Annotated in this window: 18 protein-coding genes; 7 read left to right on the plus strand and 11 right to left on the minus strand. The window is 52.6% G+C overall.

Annotation, left to right across the window (positions count from 1 at the left end; translation table 11 throughout):
- Nucleotides 1–35 precede the first annotated feature (35 nt).
- The 4 genes from MO867_RS05000 to MO867_RS05015 all read left to right on the plus strand — a co-directional run bounded on the left by MO867_RS05000 (nucleotide 36) and on the right by MO867_RS05015 (nucleotide 3,547).
- Nucleotides 36–1,949 (plus strand): penicillin-binding protein activator, encoded by a 1,914-nt coding sequence (locus MO867_RS05000; RefSeq protein ID WP_252465140.1) that lies wholly within the window; start codon nucleotides 36–38, stop codon nucleotides 1,947–1,949.
- Complete coding sequence (locus MO867_RS05005) at nucleotides 1,936–2,298, plus strand: YraN family protein (RefSeq protein WP_252465142.1); 363 nt, start codon at nucleotides 1,936–1,938, stop codon at nucleotides 2,296–2,298. Before MO867_RS05000 ends, MO867_RS05005 begins: the two co-directional genes overlap by 14 nt.
- 64 nt (nucleotides 2,299–2,362) lie before the next feature.
- Entirely contained in the window at nucleotides 2,363–2,953 is a 591-nt protein-coding gene (locus MO867_RS05010) for an SIS domain-containing protein (protein WP_252465143.1), read from the plus strand.
- A 3-nt stretch (nucleotides 2,954–2,956) separates the two neighbouring features.
- Nucleotides 2,957–3,547: a BON domain-containing protein gene (locus MO867_RS05015; protein ID WP_252465144.1), complete on the plus strand. Its 591-nt coding sequence runs from the start codon at nucleotides 2,957–2,959 to the stop codon at nucleotides 3,545–3,547.
- Between the two features lie 72 nt (nucleotides 3,548–3,619).
- On the opposite strand, the gene MO867_RS05020 is transcribed toward MO867_RS05015, so the two are convergent.
- Nucleotides 3,620–4,810, minus strand: a complete 1,191-nt coding sequence (locus MO867_RS05020; RefSeq protein WP_252465145.1) for an acetyl-CoA C-acyltransferase — start codon at nucleotides 4,808–4,810, stop codon at nucleotides 3,620–3,622.
- A 174-nt stretch (nucleotides 4,811–4,984) separates the two neighbouring features.
- Between MO867_RS05020 and MO867_RS05025 the strand changes: the two genes are divergently transcribed.
- Nucleotides 4,985–5,581 (plus strand): LemA family protein, encoded by a 597-nt coding sequence (locus MO867_RS05025; protein WP_252465174.1) that lies wholly within the window; start codon nucleotides 4,985–4,987, stop codon nucleotides 5,579–5,581.
- A 3-nt stretch (nucleotides 5,582–5,584) separates the two neighbouring features.
- Complete coding sequence (locus tag MO867_RS05030; RefSeq protein ID WP_252465146.1) at nucleotides 5,585–7,498, plus strand: M48 family metallopeptidase; 1,914 nt, start codon at nucleotides 5,585–5,587, stop codon at nucleotides 7,496–7,498.
- A 38-nt stretch (nucleotides 7,499–7,536) separates the two neighbouring features.
- Here MO867_RS05030 and MO867_RS05035 read toward each other — a convergent pair whose 3' ends face one another.
- The 9 genes from MO867_RS05035 to zapE form a co-directional block, all read right to left on the minus strand.
- Nucleotides 7,537–8,160 carry a Yip1 family protein gene (locus MO867_RS05035; protein ID WP_252465147.1) on the minus strand — a complete coding sequence of 208 codons (624 nt, stop codon included), beginning with the start codon at nucleotides 8,158–8,160 and terminating at the stop codon, nucleotides 7,537–7,539.
- Nucleotides 8,161–8,267: 107 nt separating this feature from the next.
- Complete coding sequence (locus MO867_RS05040) at nucleotides 8,268–9,461, minus strand: GGDEF domain-containing protein (protein WP_252465148.1); 1,194 nt, start codon at nucleotides 9,459–9,461, stop codon at nucleotides 8,268–8,270.
- Between the two features lie 128 nt (nucleotides 9,462–9,589).
- Nucleotides 9,590–9,985, minus strand: a complete 396-nt coding sequence (locus MO867_RS05045; RefSeq protein WP_252465175.1) for a ClpXP protease specificity-enhancing factor — start codon at nucleotides 9,983–9,985, stop codon at nucleotides 9,590–9,592.
- A gap of 25 nt (nucleotides 9,986–10,010) precedes the next feature.
- Nucleotides 10,011–10,637, minus strand: coding sequence for a glutathione S-transferase N-terminal domain-containing protein (locus tag MO867_RS05050; RefSeq protein WP_252465149.1), 627 nt, complete (start codon nucleotides 10,635–10,637; stop codon nucleotides 10,011–10,013).
- A 109-nt stretch (nucleotides 10,638–10,746) separates the two neighbouring features.
- Nucleotides 10,747–12,981 carry a ubiquinol-cytochrome c reductase gene (locus tag MO867_RS05055; RefSeq protein WP_252465150.1) on the minus strand — a complete coding sequence of 745 codons (2,235 nt, stop codon included), beginning with the start codon at nucleotides 12,979–12,981 and terminating at the stop codon, nucleotides 10,747–10,749.
- Nucleotides 12,978–13,577, minus strand: a complete 600-nt coding sequence (gene petA / locus MO867_RS05060; protein WP_252465151.1) for a ubiquinol-cytochrome c reductase iron-sulfur subunit — start codon at nucleotides 13,575–13,577, stop codon at nucleotides 12,978–12,980. Before petA ends, MO867_RS05055 begins: the two co-directional genes overlap by 4 nt.
- Before the next feature lie 303 nt (nucleotides 13,578–13,880).
- Complete coding sequence (rpsI, locus tag MO867_RS05065; RefSeq protein ID WP_252465152.1) at nucleotides 13,881–14,273, minus strand: 30S ribosomal protein S9; 393 nt, start codon at nucleotides 14,271–14,273, stop codon at nucleotides 13,881–13,883.
- Between the two features lie 15 nt (nucleotides 14,274–14,288).
- Nucleotides 14,289–14,717: a 50S ribosomal protein L13 gene (gene rplM, locus MO867_RS05070; protein ID WP_252465153.1), complete on the minus strand. Its 429-nt coding sequence runs from the start codon at nucleotides 14,715–14,717 to the stop codon at nucleotides 14,289–14,291.
- A 113-nt stretch (nucleotides 14,718–14,830) separates the two neighbouring features.
- Nucleotides 14,831–15,955 (minus strand): cell division protein ZapE, encoded by a 1,125-nt coding sequence (gene zapE, locus MO867_RS05075; RefSeq protein WP_252465154.1) that lies wholly within the window; start codon nucleotides 15,953–15,955, stop codon nucleotides 14,831–14,833.
- A 364-nt stretch (nucleotides 15,956–16,319) separates the two neighbouring features.
- Between zapE and MO867_RS05080 the strand changes: the two genes are divergently transcribed.
- Nucleotides 16,320–16,760 carry a Z-ring associated ZapG family protein gene (locus MO867_RS05080; RefSeq protein WP_252465155.1) on the plus strand — a complete coding sequence of 147 codons (441 nt, stop codon included), beginning with the start codon at nucleotides 16,320–16,322 and terminating at the stop codon, nucleotides 16,758–16,760.
- A gap of 73 nt (nucleotides 16,761–16,833) precedes the next feature.
- Here MO867_RS05080 and sat read toward each other — a convergent pair whose 3' ends face one another.
- The gene (gene sat, locus MO867_RS05085; protein ID WP_252465156.1) at nucleotides 16,834–18,024 is read right to left on the minus strand and encodes a sulfate adenylyltransferase; all 1,191 of its coding nucleotides are present in this window, start codon (nucleotides 18,022–18,024) and stop codon (nucleotides 16,834–16,836) included.
- Nucleotides 18,025–18,641: the final 617 nt, after the last annotated feature.

Here is an 18,641-nt window from a genome sequence, read left to right on the forward strand (position 1 = left end):
GTTCACTCCAAATTTAAATATTGCGGGAGAAGATTATGTCCGCCTCTTCCCGGCGCACCCCTACTGTAATCACCAGAATGGCCGTTGCCGCACTGGCAGTGGCGCTGTCTGCCTGCCAGACCCCGGCTTCCCGGCCGAGCGTTTATCAGCCAACCTATCCGGCAAACCATACCGCTAGCCGCAGTGATGCGGTACGTATGCTGCGCGCTGCCGAAGCTCTCCCAGCTCCGGCACGAGACCAGCAGCGCCTGCAGGCGGCCGCTATTCTATACGAGCTAGGCGATAAAGAGACGGCAAAAGAGGCCGTCGACAAAATTACGCCCGAGCAGCTAGACGACATTCTGTTCGCCAGCTTTGCTCAGGTCTATGGCAGCCTACTCGCCGCTGATGACGATTTCTTTGAGGCCTTGGACCTTGCAGCCTCGCCCCGCCTGCAAGAAGTGTGGCCACAATTGCCGCGTACTACGGCCCTGCCACTGCGCAATCTCCGTGCGGACCTGTGGGGGTTACTGGGCAATCTCGACAGCGCTATTGATGAGCGACGCGAAATCTCCTACATCGCCCAATCCGAGCAGGCGATTACCGAGAACAACAACGGATTCTGGCATTTGCTAACACAACTGCCTTCCAGCGAGCTGAAAATGCGCGCTACGCTGAGTACCGATACGCAAATGCGTGCCTGGTACCAGCTGGCACTCCTTGGCCGAGACACTCAATCCGACATCAGTTCCCAGCTCATCGCCCTGAGTCGCTGGCGTGAACGCTGGCCCGCTCATAGCGCCAACTCACACCCGCCCCAGGCGTTACTGCTACTTGAAAAATTGGCCACCCAGCGGGCCAGTAATATTGCGCTGTTACTCCCCCTCTCGGGCCCCCTCGGAAATGCAGGACGCGCAATTCGCGACGGCTTTATGGCCGCTCACTACACCGCACTAAACGCCGGCGGCGCCACGCCAAAGTTATTGGTCTACGACACGGGAGCGGAACACCCCTTCGATGAGATTTATCAAAAAGCCGTGGATGCCGGAGCCCAGGTAATTATCGGGCCCCTGGATAAAAGTAAAGTCGCCAACTTACTCGCCACAGAAAAACTGCCAGTACCCACTCTGGCCCTGAACTATGGCGATCAAGGCCGATTGACCAATGATCTGGTCCAGTTCGGACTGGCCATTGAGGACGAAGCCAGGCAAATCGCGCAACACGCCTATCGCCAGGGAAAACGCCAGGCGATGGTCCTAACTGCCGACAATAATTGGGGACAACGCGGTGCTGAAGCATTTCAAGCGGAATGGCAACGCCTGGGTGGCTCTGTCAGTATCCGCAGAACCTTCAAGGACAACAGTAAATTCTCAACCCTAGTCAGCGATGCGCTACTGATACCGGCCAGTCATACACGAAAAAAAGAACTGCAAAGCCGCCTCGCTGCAAAACTGGAATTTACCCCGCGCCGCCGCGACGATGTGGATATGGTCTTCCTGGCGGCCCAGCCGCAGCAAGCACGCCAACTCAACCCCATGCTGACTTATTATTACGCCAATGATCTACCGATATACGCGACCTCCCATGTGTTTGGGGGCAACATCAACCGCAATCGCGACAGGGATATGAACGGTATTCACTTTACCGCTCTGCCCTGGTTATTTGAAAGCCATCAAACCAAGCAGGATATTGAAGAGCAGGCCTCTCCAGCCCCGGCTTTTGCCCGCTTGTACGCCTTGGGCGCAGATGCCTTCCGCCTCTATCCCCGCCTGCCAATGCTGCGCCAATTCCCCGAACAAAAAGTACATGGGCTCACCGGCGCACTGAGCCTAAGCGCCGATGGTCGGATTATTCGCGAGCAAATGTGGGCACGAATCGACAAAGGGGTACCGGTGCCCGTAACCACCATAGAACCGCTGCTGCCGCAGCAGGAGCCCATCGAACTAAACGGAAAACGTGAAGCTTTTTAAAGGCCCCAGCAGTGCCCTAGGCACTCAAATGGAGGATGCCGCGGCCCGCTATTTAAAGCCTGCAGGGCTCTTCCTGCTCGAACGCAATTACCGTAGTTATTACGGAGAGATAGACCTTATCGCCCGTGAAAGCGATACTGTCGTGTTCGTGGAAGTGCGCTTCCGACGCAAAAGCCGCTTTGGGGGAGCCGCAGTCAGCGTGGACACACGTAAACAAAAGAAGCTGCTGGCTACCGCGAACAGTTATTTACAGCAACATAAGCTGGACTGTCCGTGCCGCTTCGATGTCCTTGCCATAGACGGCAATGCACATAACATTCAGTGGATTAAAAATGCCTTCGAAGCTTAAGGCAAAATTGAGATTTACCCCGTCAAGTTATGGTGAGCCTGGACTCACCTGAATTAAGGACACAATGGAACAGCGAGTCGTAACCCTTTTTCACCACAGCCTAGAAGCCACTATGAATGCTGGCGAAATACTGGCCCCGCTGATCGCAGAAGCCAGTGAAATGGTGGTGCATACACTCTTGTCAGATAGCAAAGTCCTGCTCTGTGGTAATGGAGTCAGTGGCGCATTGGCGCAAAGTTTCAGCTCGCAACTCACCGGGGGCTTCCAGCGTGAACGCCCCGGCCTTCCGGCAATGGCACTCAATAGCGACGGGGTCTCCATGGGTACCGTTGCACAAAATCATGGCAGTGCAGATACTTTTGCACACCCGGTTCGCGCCTTGGGGCAACCCGGTGACCTGCTGGTAATCATCAGTAGTGATGGCCGTGATTCCAATCTCGTACAAGCTATGCGCGCTGCCCGGGACCGGGATATGGGCATACTTGCCCTCACAGGCGGCGAAGGTGGCGACTGCGCTGCATTGCTCGACACACATGATATTGAACTGCGCGTACCATCTGATGTCGCAGCTGAGGTACACCAAGTACATCTTCTGACTATTTTTTGCCTGTGCGACCTGATCGACAGCAGTTTGTTCGGTGGCTACGAGGACTAAACGATGAACAACAAAAAGTTGCCCGTGGGAAAATGCCTACTGGTTGCACTCATTGCCACCGCCCTGCTGGGTGGCTGCAGCACCGTGCTGGAAGCCACCAATGACGGCCCCATTCAACAGGACCCTGGCCAGCGATCTTTTGGGACCTATATTGATGACCAGCGTATCGAGACAGTAACCACGGTCAACATCAATAAGGCCCACCCCGACCTGAAAACCTCAAATATCAATATCAATTCATTTAACGGTGTGATCCTCCTCACTGGACAAGTACCCAGCCAGGAGCTGCGCCTGCTCGCCGGACGCACCGCCGAACAAGTGCAAAATGTCCGCCAGGTCTACAACGAAACCCAGGTGCGCGGCAAGGTCACCCTGCTTGCCAGTACCAGCGATACCTGGCTGACTACCAAGGTGAAAAGTAACCTGTTCGCAAACAAAGAGGTGGACAGCGGGCGAATCAAAATCGTTACGGAAAATGGGGTGGTTTACCTGATGGGACTCCTCACCCCCGCAGAGGCTGAGCACGCAGCGGAAATTACCCGCTCCATCGGCGGGGTACAAAAGGTTGTGAAAGCGGTGGAATACATCAACTAACGCCATAGACCGCACAACTAAAAAACGGAGGCCTTGGCCTCCGTTTTTTAGTTGTGCTCAAGCGCCGCTGAATTACTCTCGCTCAATAGCAACTGCGGTAGCTTCCCCTCCACCAATACAGAGACTCGCCACTCCCTTCTTGGCATCACGCTTTTCCATCGCCGCCAGCAGGGTAACCATGATTCGAGCACCACTGGCACCCAGCGGATGGCCCAGAGCACAGGCGCCACCGTTAACGTTCACCTTCTCCCACGGTAAATCCAGTTCGCGCATTGCCGCCATAGTAACCACGGCAAAGGCTTCATTGATCTCAAACAGGTCCACATCTGCCGCAGACCAGCCCGCGCTCTCCAGTAACATCTTCATAGCGCTTACCGGAGCAGTGGTGAACCACTCTGGCTCACGGGCAAACTGAGACTGCCCTTTAAGCACCGCCAAAACTTTTAGCCCGCGTTTTTCAGCCTCACTCTTGCGCATCAATACCAGTGCCGCAGCACCATCGGATATAGAGCTAGAGTTTGCAGCCGTTACAGTACCATCTTTACGAAAGGCCGGCTTCAACTGGGGAATCTTGTCGGGGCGAGCATTCCCTGGTGCCTCGTCAACACCCACTTCTATCTCACCTTTACGTGAAGTAATGGTTACCGTCGCAACTTCACGAGTAAAATCACCACTCTCAATGGCAGCCTGAGCACGCGCCAGGGATTCCAGGGCAAATGCATCCTGTTCTTCACGAGTGAACTCGTACTTATCTGCAGTGGACTCTGCGAAGCTACCCATCAACTTGCCATCAGCGGCATTCTCAAGGCCGTCCAGGAACATGGAGTCCTTCACCTCACCATGACCGAGACGCATACCCGCGCGCGCCTTGGTCAGCAAGTAGGGGGCGTTACTCATACTTTCCATACCACCGGCAACGATGACCTTGCCTTCCCCCAACAGCAGAGCGTTACGGGCCATCATCACGGTCCTCATACCCGAACCACAAACCTTATTGACCGTGGTACAGGGTGTTCCCACCGGAATACCGGCAGCCAGTGATGCTTGGCGCGCAGGGGCCTGCCCGACCCCCGCCGGAAGCACGCAACCCATCAGCACCTCATCCACATCCGCAGGTGCCACCCCTGCATCCTCCAGGGCCGCGCGAATAGCCACTGCGCCCAACCGGGGGGCGGTAAGGGCGGACAGGCTACCCTGCATAGCGCCCATCGGTGTGCGTGACATTCCGACAATTACGACGGGGTCCGAAGTTACATCACTCATTCTGGCTGCTCCAAGTTCTGTGCCGCCATCACTGATGTGGCGGCAATTGTTTTAATGTCGCCGCATTATAGCCGAAGCCCCACCCCCCTCCGCCAGAGGCTGGAGATACGCCGGCAGCCCAGTCCAGACGTGTTACTATCTGCGCCACAGCCAGGGGGAATAATGAGAACTTATATGGAGTCTACGGGAATTATTGTGCTGGTCATCGGTGCCGCACTGCTGTTTTACATCGCCAGCATTTTTAACAAACTGATCTCGCTCAAGAATCGTGGAGAGAATGCTTTTGCACAAATTGAAGTTCAATTAAAAAGGCGTCACGATTTAGTGCCCAATCTGGTCGAGAGCACAAAAGCCTACCTGACTCACGAAAGGGAAACCCTGGAGGCCGTAACCAGTGCACGAAATACAGCGATTACAGACCTCAAAACTGCAGCTCGAAACCCCACCAGTGCCAGCGCTATTGGTAACCTTAGTCGCGCTGAGAGCGCGCTGAACAGCGCCCTGAGCCGACTCAATGTAGTGATTGAGGCCTATCCCGAACTAAAGGCCGATCAGACCCTGATACAGCTTAATGAAGAACTCAACAGCACCGAAAACAGGGTTGCATTTGCTCGCCAGGCCTTCAACGACTGCGTGACGAGCTACAACATTTACAAGCAGAGTTTTCCGCCTGTATTCCTCGCTGGCTTTTTTGGCCACCGAGCCAATGCCAAGTTGCTCGAGTTTGCCGATTCAGAAGCCCTCCAGGTAGCACCACGTATCGAGTTTTAAATCATGGATTTTTTCGCACACCAGGATAAGGCGAAACAAACCAGTCGCTTATTGGTCAGCTTATTCGCTCTCGCAGTCATTACTTTGATCTGCCTGACGACGCTGGCAACTGCCGCAACGGTGTCCCTGTCCCACGCCCAACCGTTTTTGCCCTCAGAGATTGTCCAAGTTCTCGGCTGGGAAACTCTTGTTTCAATCGCTTTCTGCATCACCGCCATCGTCGCCTTAGGTAGCCTATATAAGTTCCAACAATTGGCGGCGGGCGGGATGGCGGTGGCCGAGTCCCTCGGCGGACATAAACTCAATGTGGCAGCCCTGAATGATCGCGAAAAGCGCGCCCTAAATATCGTGGAGGAAATGGCGATTGCCACAGGAGTTCCGGTACCGGATGTGTACTTAATTGAAGATGAGGCCATCAATGCCTTCGCTGCAGGCCATTCACCTACCGATGCTGTGATTGGTCTGACACGAGGATCTCTGGAAAAGCTCAGCCGAGATGAATTACAAGGGGTTGTCGCTCATGAGTTCAGCCATATCCTCAATGGGGATATTCGCCTCAACACCCAGATAGTAGGTCTTTTGAACGGGATCTTGATTATCGGGCTACTTGGACACTGGTTATTTCGAGGGCCATCTGCCAGCGGCCGGGCGACCATTGTGAGACTGCCACTACTCGGCCTGGGGTTAGCATTAATTGTTTTCGGCTACGCCGGTACACTTTTGGGCAACCTGATCAAAGCCGCTGTGAGTCGACAACGGGAGTTTCTCGCCGATGCATCAGCAGTTCAATTTACGCGAAATAATCTCGGCATCGCCAATGCTCTAAAAAAAATTGGTGGCTACAATCTAGGCTCTGAACTCAGCAGCCCCAGTGCAATAGAATTTGGGCATATACTATTTGCCGCGGGAATGAAGCGGTCGCTGCTGAGCCTCCTTGCCACTCACCCTCCCCTACCGGTGCGCATTGCGCGGCTGGAACCGGCCTGGAAGGGGCTATACCCCGATACGAATGCTGATTGCTGGAAGGAGGATAAGCCGCAACCTCCAACAGCAGTGGAATCACAAATCGCGCAATTCTCAGCAGCGGTTACACCTACGCCCTTCCAAGCTGCCCTGGATGCCGTAGACAACAGCATCGCGCGCGTCAACACCCCTCAAGTGGCACTCGGCCACCAGCTACTTGCCACGATTCCCAGCACAATCCAACAGGCTGCTCATGATCCGTTCAGTGCCCGCGCACTGATATACCACCTACTTCTGCACACTGACAAATCCGAGCAGCGCCGGCAGTTAGAGTTATTGGCAAAGATTGCTCATCCTGCAGTGATTCGGGAGATGCAGAAACTGAAACCTCAGATGCAGGCGCTTCCCAGCAATGCCCGCCTCGCTTTAATCGACCTCTGCATTCCCGCTTTACGCGCACTGGTCCCCCAGCAATATCAAATCTTTAAACGAAACCTGATCAAGCTACTTCACAGTGACGGCAAGATAGAAATCTGGGAGTGGGCCCTCTACCGGGTTCTGATACATGCACTGGAGGGCAGCCCCGATCGGCAACGCTTATCCACCCGCAAGAATGCAGGCAAGGATGCCTCTCGCTTTATACTGGCGGCTATAGCCCACTCCGGCAACAACGAGTACCTGCCGGCGAAGCGCGCTTATGAAAAGGGGCTCTTCGCTCTAAGCCTGGAAATTACCCCACTGCCCAGCAAGGCTGACATTACCCTGCCCCGGCTCGACAAAGCCATTACAATAGCCAAACTCACTCCACCGCTGGAAAAGCCGCAGCTGCTGAAAGCAGTGGTAATCACCCTGAACCTCAACGGATTGATTGAAGCGGAGGAAATAGAATTACTGCGAGCAGTAGCGGACAGCTTGGATTGCCCTATGCCCCCCATTATGGGCAACGAAAACTAGCCTCTACAACGCCGACACAACTGCCGGTTGCTTAAAAGTCAGGAAGTGTGGTGCTGATACACAGGCCCAATGCCAACACTCCACAGAATGACCGACCCAATAAGCACGGTAACCATCATTACCAGAGCTACGGTCAACACAGAGCAGGCGTACAAAAAAGCTCTGTCTTTATTCATATTCATCAGAATTGGAATGCCCGCAAAGACCAGATAGATCGAATATATGCCTGCAATCCCCACCGCCGCCATAGTCAGCCAAGGATGTGGATAAAGTACCACGATGCTGGCCAGGAAAATTGGCGTAGTAATAAATACTGCCAGGGCAGTGCCCTCATAGTGCCGGGTGGACTCATCACCCTCCACCCGGTATGAACGCGCCATCCAATTAATAAACTCCCCTAGACAGTAAACGCCCGCCAAAAGAGCAAAATATGTAACAACAGACAGTACAGCCGCGCTTTCCGGGGTTAACTTGGCCATATGTCCCCCCACCTGAAATCCTACCCGGGTCACACCGAAGTAACCTGCAACAGTGGGAATCAGCGCCAGAAATGGGATATGGGTTACAAATACCACAAAAAAGGAATGGCGGTCAGCTCGTATCGCTTTCCATTCTTTCTCCGGGTTGGTAAGAATGCCAATGGTATGACTAAGTAGCCGCACGCTGAATCTCCCTTCTAATGCCCTATCCTGCAGTATCGGGGGGTCGCCTCCGATTAACCAATGACAAAAGGAAATTAAGTGCCACTTTTAAATTTTCTTGATTTATATCAGGCGTGAACTCTCAAGCAATTTCGCCCATTGCGTTTTGCTTTGTACAGGGCCTGATCAGCCGCCTTCAGAATACCATCAGAGCTTTTTAATGATTTATGGCGATGTGCCACTCCAATACTAACAGTAATCCTCACTTGCCTAGTTCCCTCCTTACCCCTCGACGAACCAGCACTGCCATTAAAGAGGCGTCCAGACGCTCTCAGGCACATCGGGTAATGGGCGATTTTCTCCCTCAGAGCCTCCAGTAATATCTCTTTTTCGATGCCGTTTCGCCCGGGTATAAAGATGACAAACTCTTCCCCACCATATCGAAAAACTGTGCCGCGAGTGTGGCGACTGATCTGAGCTGCCACCATTCGCAAGGCTTGATCACCCACCTGATGGCCGTGCCTATCGTTCAGCTTTTTAAAATAATCAATATCCACCATCGCGATACTATAGTGACGCCCCGGCGTCAGCATTTGATAGCGAAAAGCCCGCCTCGAGCGTACCCCGGTCAGCTCGTCACGAAAAGCCAGCTCATAGCTGGCACCCAATAGTGAGGTCAGCAGTAACACTGCCGCAACAGTCCCGATAAATTCTACCGGGAGATTTATCCAGACAGCGAACAGGAGTAATAAATTACAACTGAATAATCCCATCGCTGTGGGCCCAGGGTACAAAAAGAGCAAAGCAAAGGCCCCAACAGCAGAGACACAACTCACAAGCTGCGGTAGAGAAAATATTCTGGGTAAAAATCCAACCAGCCACTCTGGAAGGGTTTCCAACGGAAATATCATCCTGAGGGGCGCACAACACTCCAATAGCATTGCCAACCCCACGCTCTCGGCAATTAAACCCGAGAGCCAAAGAAACCCAAAAAAGCTAAACAGGCTGCGGTCACGACTGCAGGCAAACAGCACAAGGTTGACCGCTGCGATAGACAGGTAGAGTGGCAAATCTGTATTTAAATTGGGCAGGAACTGAAGTACTGCCGCAACATAAATAAGCATAATTAGCAAAGAAGCCAAGGCAACCCGGCTCGAGCGAAAACCCAAACTGAGCATCAACGCCATAACCAACAGCAATACAGGCAACTGCACGCTATACAGCGAGGTTAGATCAATCCAGGGTAGGTACTGCGCAGCGAGAAGAGCCAGAAGTATCCCTGGCAACCATATAAAGCGCAGCCACTGAAGGTAGGACGGCATGATTTGGCAGTATTAGAAGATAACGCACCATTATACGGACATAGGACAGGTGCGTACCTGGAACAAGCTCACATAAAAGAAAGCTGACAGGGCAGGCGAACTCCCCCCCTGTCAGATAAACCGGAGTGCTATTTGACTACGCGCAACGCCGGTTTTTTCGCCGCCTTTTTACCCAGGCTGGTAGGCGGGGTCGGCTCGGGGGGCTCTGGAGTTTCCTCGGCCTCAAATACCATTCCCTGCCCGTTCTCACGAGCATAGATACCAACGACAGCCCCCACGGGGACTTGGATATCGGTTGGCACTCCACCAAAGCGTGCGTTAAACCTGATGGCGTAGTTATCCATATTCAAACTGGCAACAGCACCCTCCGAGATGTTCAAAACTATTTGACCATCATCGTTAACGTGCTGTTGAGGCACTAGGACACCAGCTAAGTGGGTATCAACAAGAATATAAGGAGTGCACCGGTTATCGGTTATCCACTCGTAAAACGCCCGTAAAATATAGGGACGGTTGGATGTCATCGCCGGCTTACTCACCAATATTCCCTCAACGCATTTCCCGTTCGTATTCGGTCAAACTCTGCTGAAATGCCTCACGAGCAAACAGGCGATCCATATAATCCAGCAATGGTTTTACTTGTTTGGTTTTCGGCAAACTAACCTCAAACTGTTCGAGGCGCCACAGCAAAGGAGCCATGCAGCAATCCACCAGAGAGAACTCCTCGTTAAAGAAGTACGGCAGATCGGTAAACATCGGCGCTATGCCAACAAGGCTATCGCGCAATTCTTTCCGCGCGGAAGCAGCATCTTTACCACCAGCGAGAATCTTATCCACCAACGGGCACCAGTCCCGCTCAATGCGATACATAATCTGGCGACTTTGCGCTCGGGCAACCGGATAAACCGGTAGCAGTGGCGGATGGGGGAAGCGCTCGTCCAGATACTCCATCATGACCTTGGTCTCGAAAAGCACCAGATCGCGATCCACCAGGGTCGGCAGGGAATTATAGGGGTTGAGGTCAGCGAGTTCGGCTGGTTTATCGTCGGAGTCTACATCGGTAATGTCGACGGAAACTCCTTTTTCTGCAAGTACAATACGCACTCGATGGCTGTAATGGCTGCGACCATCGGAAAAGAAGGTCATCGAAGAGCGCTTGTTGGTAGGCACACCCATGTTCAAACTACCTCAAACTGTAAGTCGGCTAAAGCCAACCTTTTATTCAAAATATAAAAGGGCAGTGAGCAAGCCCACCCCCCATTAAAGACAGATTATCGACGGCTTTTTAGTGCTGCATGTCTTTCCAGTATTCGCGGTTCAGCAACCAGGCGAAGATAAAGAATACAAAAATAAACGCCAACACGTAAAAACCAACGCGCTTGCGATCTTCAGCCATAGGCTCTGCAATGTACTCCATAAAGTTGACAAGGTCATACATGGCCCCATCAAATTCTTCCGGGGTCATAGAACCTTTTACCTTACCAACCTGCAGGCTACCACAAGCAGCATCCATAATCGGGTCGCCCAGCTCATCGCGGACGATTTTACCATGATCACGCTTGGGACCTGGTGCACACTCTTGAAGCCCCTGTAACTCCATCAGCACATGAGGCATAGCCACGCTCGGGAAGACTTTATTGTTTACCCCGGTAGCACGACTGTCATCCTTGTAGAAGCTGCGAAGGTAAGTGTAGAGCCATTCCGGTGAGCGAGAACGAGCAACTAGCGTCAGGTCGGGAGGCGGAGCACCGAACCACAACTTTGAATCATCAGGGCGCATCGAGATCTTCATCAGATTACCGATCTTGTCATCACCCAACACCAGGTTTTGCGCCATCAACTCAATGGGGATATCCAGGTCGGTAGACACTCGCTCCCAACGGGAGTAGTTAGCACTGTGACAACCCATGCAGTAATTGACGAAGTACTTGGCACCGCGCTGCAGTGACGGCGTGTCCTGCAGGTCGACACTAATGTGATCCAACTCAACGCTGGACTCCGCACCTACGGCCTTAATCGGAATAAAAGTCAACAGTCCAACAACAATGATACCAATAAACAGGATACCGAACGTTTTACCACCCGATGGGCTGGTTACGCGCTCAGGTTCTGGATGAACCTCATCACGACTGGTGAGCCAAGGCAGTACCGCAAAGAAGCCTGCCAACAGGAGCGTCGCAATACCGACAAATGTATTTACAAATCCGTTCTTGCTTTGGTCTTCATCACCAAAGGTAAAGTTCGCAAATGCCATCCACAGGAACAGTGCCGCGAAGATGCCACTCACAACCCATGATACTACTCCCTTGCGCGCCTTCGGATTGGACCAAATAGGCATAGTGATAAAGAAAGCAAAGTAGAACAGAGTTGCCACTTGAGACAGGAAGTTACGCCCCGGGGTCGGAGACTTAACACCCAGGTAACCGAGGATAATAAATACCGCAGCGAACAGCAGCAGCAATCCTTTTGGCAACCAACCCTTGTAGCGGATAGATCGCACCGGGCTTTTATCCAGCCAGGGCAATACAAACAAGACTGCAATCGCCGCCCCCATGGCTATCAGGCCAAGGAATTTCGCCGTAAGCGGACCAATATCCATGGTCACCGCACGTAGAATTGCGTAGAACGGTGTGAAGTACCAAACCGGGGCAATATGTGGAGGCGTCTTCAGCGGGTTAGCTTCTTCAAAATTGGCGTGCTCCAGGAAGAAGCCGCCCATCTCCGGGAAGAAGAACACTACCGTGGCGAAGATAAACAGGAATACGGCAATACCTACCAAGTCGTGCACAGAATAGTAAGGGTGGAAAGCAATACCATCTTTCGGAATGCCGTTCTCGTCCTTATTCTTCTTGATCTCGATACCATCAGGGTTATTCGAGCCCACCTCATGCAGCGCCAGGATATGCAGAACTACCAAGAGCACCAATACCAGCGGCAGTGCAATCACATGCAGAGAGAAGAAGCGGGTCAGGGTAATACCGGAAATCAGGTAATCACCGCGAATCCACTCTACCAGGCTGTCACCAATAGCGGGAATGGCCCCAAATAGAGACACAATCACCTGGGCACCCCAATAGGACATCTGCCCCCAAGGCAGTACATACCCCATAAAGGCTTCAGCCATCAGTACCAGATAGATACACATGCCGAAGATCCACACCAACTCGCGGGGCGGCTTATAAGAGCCGTACATCAAACCGCGGAACATATGTAGATACACCACTACGAAGAAGGCAGACGCACCTGTCGAGTGGAGATAGCGTATCAACCAACCCCACTCTACATCGCGCATGATGTACTCAACCGAGGCAAATGCTTCCTCGGCAGAGGGGTTATAACTCATCACCAGCCAAATGCCGGTCAGGAGCTGGTTAACTAGCACCAGCAGGGAGAAAACACCGAAGAAATACCAGAGGTTAAAGTTTTTGGGCGCGTAATACTTGCCCATGTGCTTATCCCAGGCTTGGTAAATCGGCAGCCGCTGATCTACCCAGCCACCGAAATCTGCGAGCCACTTCATGCGGTGCCCTCCTGGTCTACGCCAATCACGATTACATCGTCGTTCTCATAGGAATAAGGCGGCACCTCAAGATTGGTAGGCGCGGGAACACCGGTATAAACTCGGCCAGCCATATCGTATTTAGAGCCGTGGCAGGGGCAGAAGAAGCCGCCCATCCAATCATCACCACCCAGGTCAGCTGCGCCCACTTCAGGCCTGTACATTGGGGCACAGCCCAGATGCGTACACAGGCCCACCAGTACCAACAACTTTGGTTTTATAGAGCGGTTTTCCGGGTCGACATAAGCCGGCTGAATAGATTCTTCGGAGTTAGGGTCCCGCAACAGCGGCTCCACCTTCTCCAGGTCTTGCAGTATCTCATCGGTACGGCGCACAACATAAACCGGTTTACCTCGCCACTCTACAGTGACCATTTGGCCCGGTTCTACTTTGCTAACATTGTATTTAACCGGAGCACCCGCAGCTTTTGCCTTGGCACTCGGCTTCCAGGAAGCGACGAAGGGAACGGCAACCCCCACCGCACCCGCGCCACCAACAACAGAGGTGGCAGCGGTTAGAAAACGGCGCCGTCCTACATTTACACCGTCATTACTCATGACGTAGTTCTCCCATCACAGCGACCCCGACAGCCCGGAGTTTCGCTGGCCCAAACCCAAAAAGTCTTGAAAGAAGTCCCGACGCGGCAGATTGCCCGTGCGAATAAACCCCACAAATCAAGCGGATACAAATCGGCGCAATGTTAAAGAAAATGCCAATTTGATACAAGGCAATGATATGGGGAACGCCGGGAATCCCGTGGTGAAACCGTGAGAAATCCAGCAAAACTCACATAGAGCACTGAACAACTACAGATACGGGAATATAAAAAAGCCCGGCAGAAGCCGGGCCAAAAAGAAAGCTTAACGCTTGGAGAACTGGGGCTTCTTGCGCGCTTTACGCAGACCCACTTTCTTACGTTCAACCTCACGGGCATCGCGGGTAACATAACCGGCGGCGCGCAGCGGCTGACGTAGCGCTTCATCGTACTGCATCAGGGCGCGGGTCAGGCCGTGGCGGATGGCGCCCGCCTGACCAAAAGAACCACCGCCTTTTACCGTTACAGTGATGTCGAATTTTTCGACCATGTCGACCATTTCCAGCGGCTGACGCACGATCATGCGAGCCACTTCACGGCCGAAATATTCGTCCAGAGTACGACCATTTACGGTAACTTTACCTTCACCCTGCTGCATAAATACACGAGCAGTAGAGGTCTTGCGGCGGCCGGTACCGTAGTATTGAGTAGTTGCCATCAGATTTATTCCCGTTTAGATCGCCAGTTCAACCGGCTGTTGTGCCGCATGAGGGTGTTCACTTCCGCTGTAAACTTTCAGCTTCTTGAACATGGCACGACCCAAAGGACCCTTCGGCAGCATGCCTTTAACGGCGCTTTGAACGGTGCGCTCGGGCGCTTTTTCGATCAACTTTTCAAAGCTGATGGATTTGAGACCACCGGGGTAGCCTGAGTGGCTATGGTAGATTTTGTCTTTGGCCTTGTTACCGGTCACGCGAACCTTTTCTGCGTTGATTACAACAATGTAATCGCCAGTGTCCACGTGGGGTGTGTATTCAGGCTTGTGCTTGCCGCGCAGGCGGTGGGCGATCTCGGCAGAAATACGGCCGAGGGTCTTGCCCGCTGCGTCAACAATGTACCAGTCGCGTTTTACCGCTTCTGGCTTGGCACTGTATGTCTTCATGTTATAAACACCTGTAATATGACCCCCAGAATTAGGGGCCGTCCCACAAAAGAGCGCGGATAGTACAAAAGGAGTGTACGCTTTTCAAGCAAAATAAGACCCGACCGGCAGATTCACTCGGGCCTGTGGGGCCTCTCCAGATACTCTCGGGATTGCATCTCCAAAAGCCGACTCACCGTCCGCTCAAACTCAAATTGCAGATGCCGGCCGACATATAGGTCCTCAGCAGGGACTTCTGCAGAAATCACCAGCTTGACGCTCCGGTCGTAGAACTCATCCACCAGATTGATAAACCGGCGCGCCTGGGCATCCATACGCTCATCAAACCTGGGAACAGCCGCGAGCAGCACCGTCTGAAACTCCCGCGCTAATTCGATATAGTCATTTTGCGAGCGCGGCCCATCGCAGAGATCACAGAAATCAAACCAGGCGACGTCATCCGCCACCCGCAAGGCCCTGATTGGACGCCCTTCCACCTGCAATTGAACCTCAGCGCGAACCTCACAACCATTGACACTCAACTGCGAAAAGCTCTGCATCAAACGCTCGCCTGCAACCTCATCCAGCGGTGAATGATAAAGCTCCAAAATTTCCAAGGTTCGCAATCGATAGTCGGTGCCACCATCCACATTGACTACTTTTGTATGACGCTCCAGCAGACTGATAGCCGGGAGGAATCTCGCCCTTTGCAGTCCATCTTTATAGAGTCCTCCCGGTTCAATATTTGAGGTCGCCACCAAAGTGACCCCACGAAGAAACAGCGCCTCCAGCAAACCCGCCAATATCATGGCGTCGGCAATATCAGAAACAAAGAACTCATCAAAGCAGAGGACACGAGCCCGACGGGAGATTTTATCCGCCACCTTCTCCAACGGGTTTTTCTCTCCCGCGCACTCCTTCAAATCCTTATGGGCCCAGCGCATGAAACGGTGAAAGTGCGTTCTCTGCTTATCCGCAAAAGGAAGGGACTCAAAGAAAGCATCCATCAAATAGGTCTTGCCACGACCTACCCCCCCCCAGAAATAGAGCCCACGCTCAGGCTCCACGCCATTTCCACGCAAGCGGGAAAAGAAACTGATTATTGTTCCGCGCCCGGAACGCGCCACAAGCCGCCGGTGAAGGTCCTGCAACTCTTCTACCGCCCGCCTCTGGGACAGATCCTCAACAAAGTCAGGGCGCTGCAGATCACTCTCATAGCGCTCAAGTGGGGACGAAAATAGTGGCTTGGCGGACAACATAGAGGAAAATATCTTCAACTACTGGTTTATGGCGCGCACTCTAACAAATTCAACAGGGAACCGCATAGGCGCATAGGCGCATAGGCGCATAGATATCACAGGTGCCTGCCAGAAACAGCTCGACACCCCAATTAACCAATCCTCCCAGGAAGCTGAAGCCAGATGCTAACTTTCTACTGCAATTGACCGACAACATTAAGTGTCAACGTAATAATCGCGTATACTCGACCCTCTATTATCAGGGACAATAGTCACTTAACAGGGACTGCCCAGAGTGCAGGACATCGGCACAGTCAAAATAAAGGCCGTCTAACCTTCCCGCGAGGTAACCTGTACAATAAAAAATAAGTTGAGGAGGTAGTAAGTGCACTCTACATCGGTATTAATTCTAGTCGGCGCTCTCGGTATGACCCTAGGTGCATTTCTCGCATTCCTGGCCGTGCGCGGGCGTACCAGTGTGGAGCGCTCGGAAGAGCTGGAGCAAAGGCTCCGCGAGGCCAATAACAAAATTGAAGACTTTCAACTTCAGGTCAATGAACACTTTGACCAAACTTCACAGCTCGTTCACAACCTGACCGAGAGCTACAAAGAAGTTCACGAGTACCTATCCAATAGCGCGCTGCGTCTATCCAGCCAAGATATCGGCCGGCAGATGCTCAAGGCCGGCAGCGGCAAACTTAAAGACAATGACGAAAAGCTGCAGGATATAGAGCCACCCCGCGACTGGGCCCCCAGAGAGCCCGGCGCCAAAGGTACGCTCGCAGAAGATTACGGCCTTGAAAAAGAAGCTCACGAGGGCAGCTGAAAACGGTATCTCTTAAGGAAGACCAAGCGAAAACAAAAAAGGCGGGTAATAACCCGCCTTTTTTATTGGGGCTTTACAGGCTCTGGTAGTAATCCATCAAAATCTGCGCCACCTCAGGCCGGGAGAATTCAGGAGGCGGCGCAATGCCCTCACCCAACATCTCGCGAACCTTAGTGCCAGAAAGCAAAATAAAGTCCTCTTTGGCGTGATCCGGCACATCGCGCATCATAACTACTTTATTCAACTTCTTGGAGTACGCGGTGTGATCTGCACGGAAGATTTCAATTTCCAAAGCTCCCTCTGGCACTTTTTCATCAAAGATTGTCTGCGCATCAAAAGCACCGTAATAATCACCCACGCCAGCGTGATCGCGGCCAACAATCAGGTGGCTACAACCACAGTTCTGGCGGAATAGTGCATGCAGTACCGCTTCTCGCGGTCCGGCATACAACATATCAAAGCCATAACCCGTCACCATTACGGTATTTGCCGGGAAGTACAGCTCCACCATCTTGCGAATAGAGGCATCGCGCACCGGAGCAGGGATATCCCCAGGCTTGAGTTGACCGAGCAACATATGAATCAGTACGCCATCAGCCTTCACGCCCTCCAAAGCCATCTTGCATAACTCTTCGTGGGCACGATGCATAGGGTTACGGGTTTGGAAGGCAACTACCGTACTCCAGCCGCGCTCTTTGAATTCATTGCGGATCTCAACCGCAGTGCGGAAAGTATCTGGAAAATCGCTCTGAAAATAACTGAAATTTAACACTTCAATTGGGCCTGAAATCAGAGTACGACCCGCAGATTTTAAAGTAGCAACGCCCGGGTGCTTCTCATCCAGAGTACCAAACACCTGCCCTGCCATTGTGTCCATCTGCTCATCAGAGATGACTTCAACGGCTTCTACGTCCATCACAGCCAATACAGGGTTGCCCTCGACATTTGGGTCGCGCAAGGCTATACGAGAGGCTCCTTCAATCGGGCTGGCATCCTCAACAATATTCACTACCGGCACCGGCCAAAACAGACCATCAGCGGTACGCAACGTTTCAGCAACGCTCATGGCATCCGCCAGGTTCATATAACCGTGTAAAGGGTTGAAGTACCCAGCCCCGAGCATAACCGCGTTGGCGGCAGCAGCAGAACTGACCACGATCGACGGCAGGGACTCCGCCTCACGCATCAATTCATGATGCCGTTCACTGTCGTATACAAAACGCGGTTGCAATTCAACGCTGCCATGGGGGCGAACAAGGGACATTTAGGTCTCCAAATACAGTAGTTGCCGGTTAATCTTAAAATTTCGACTGGCTATTATACGCAACTATTGCCACTGACCAATGTCAGACGAACACCCCCCCCCCCACTATAACTGGCCGCGAGATGCCCCCCCCTAAACCTCCCAAACCCCACAAGCCTCTCAAAGAGCGCTGCACTAGAAGTGCGCCCCCCTTTCCATCCACCGGTTTAAGTCCAGAGCTCCAATTCCCATTCCAAATAAATGGCAGCAACTAACATAGCAAACACTCAAACTTAAGCCCTCCTGTAAACGCCCCCTAAGCGAGAGAAACCTAATTTGCGGCACTAAAAACCCTTGGGGAAAGCGACAGTAATGTTAACTTATTTGATACAGGGAAATTTACATTCGCCCACCCACCTAATGAACACACAACGCCCATTGCGAGAGAATAATTTCAACACACAGAGCTAGACAGCGAAAAGGAACCCGCCCCAGCGCTTGAACTACTCGCGACCAGTAAAATAAAGCCGAGAACATATCAAAAAATGACAATGCCAGTGGCACAACACAATGACCCTACTCTGCATTTGCTTTGTCAAATATAAAGAATATATTCAGAGTGCCAACTAAAAAACATA

The organism is Microbulbifer okhotskensis, from assembly GCF_023895975.1.
GTDB lineage: Bacteria > Pseudomonadota > Gammaproteobacteria > Pseudomonadales > Cellvibrionaceae > Microbulbifer > Microbulbifer okhotskensis.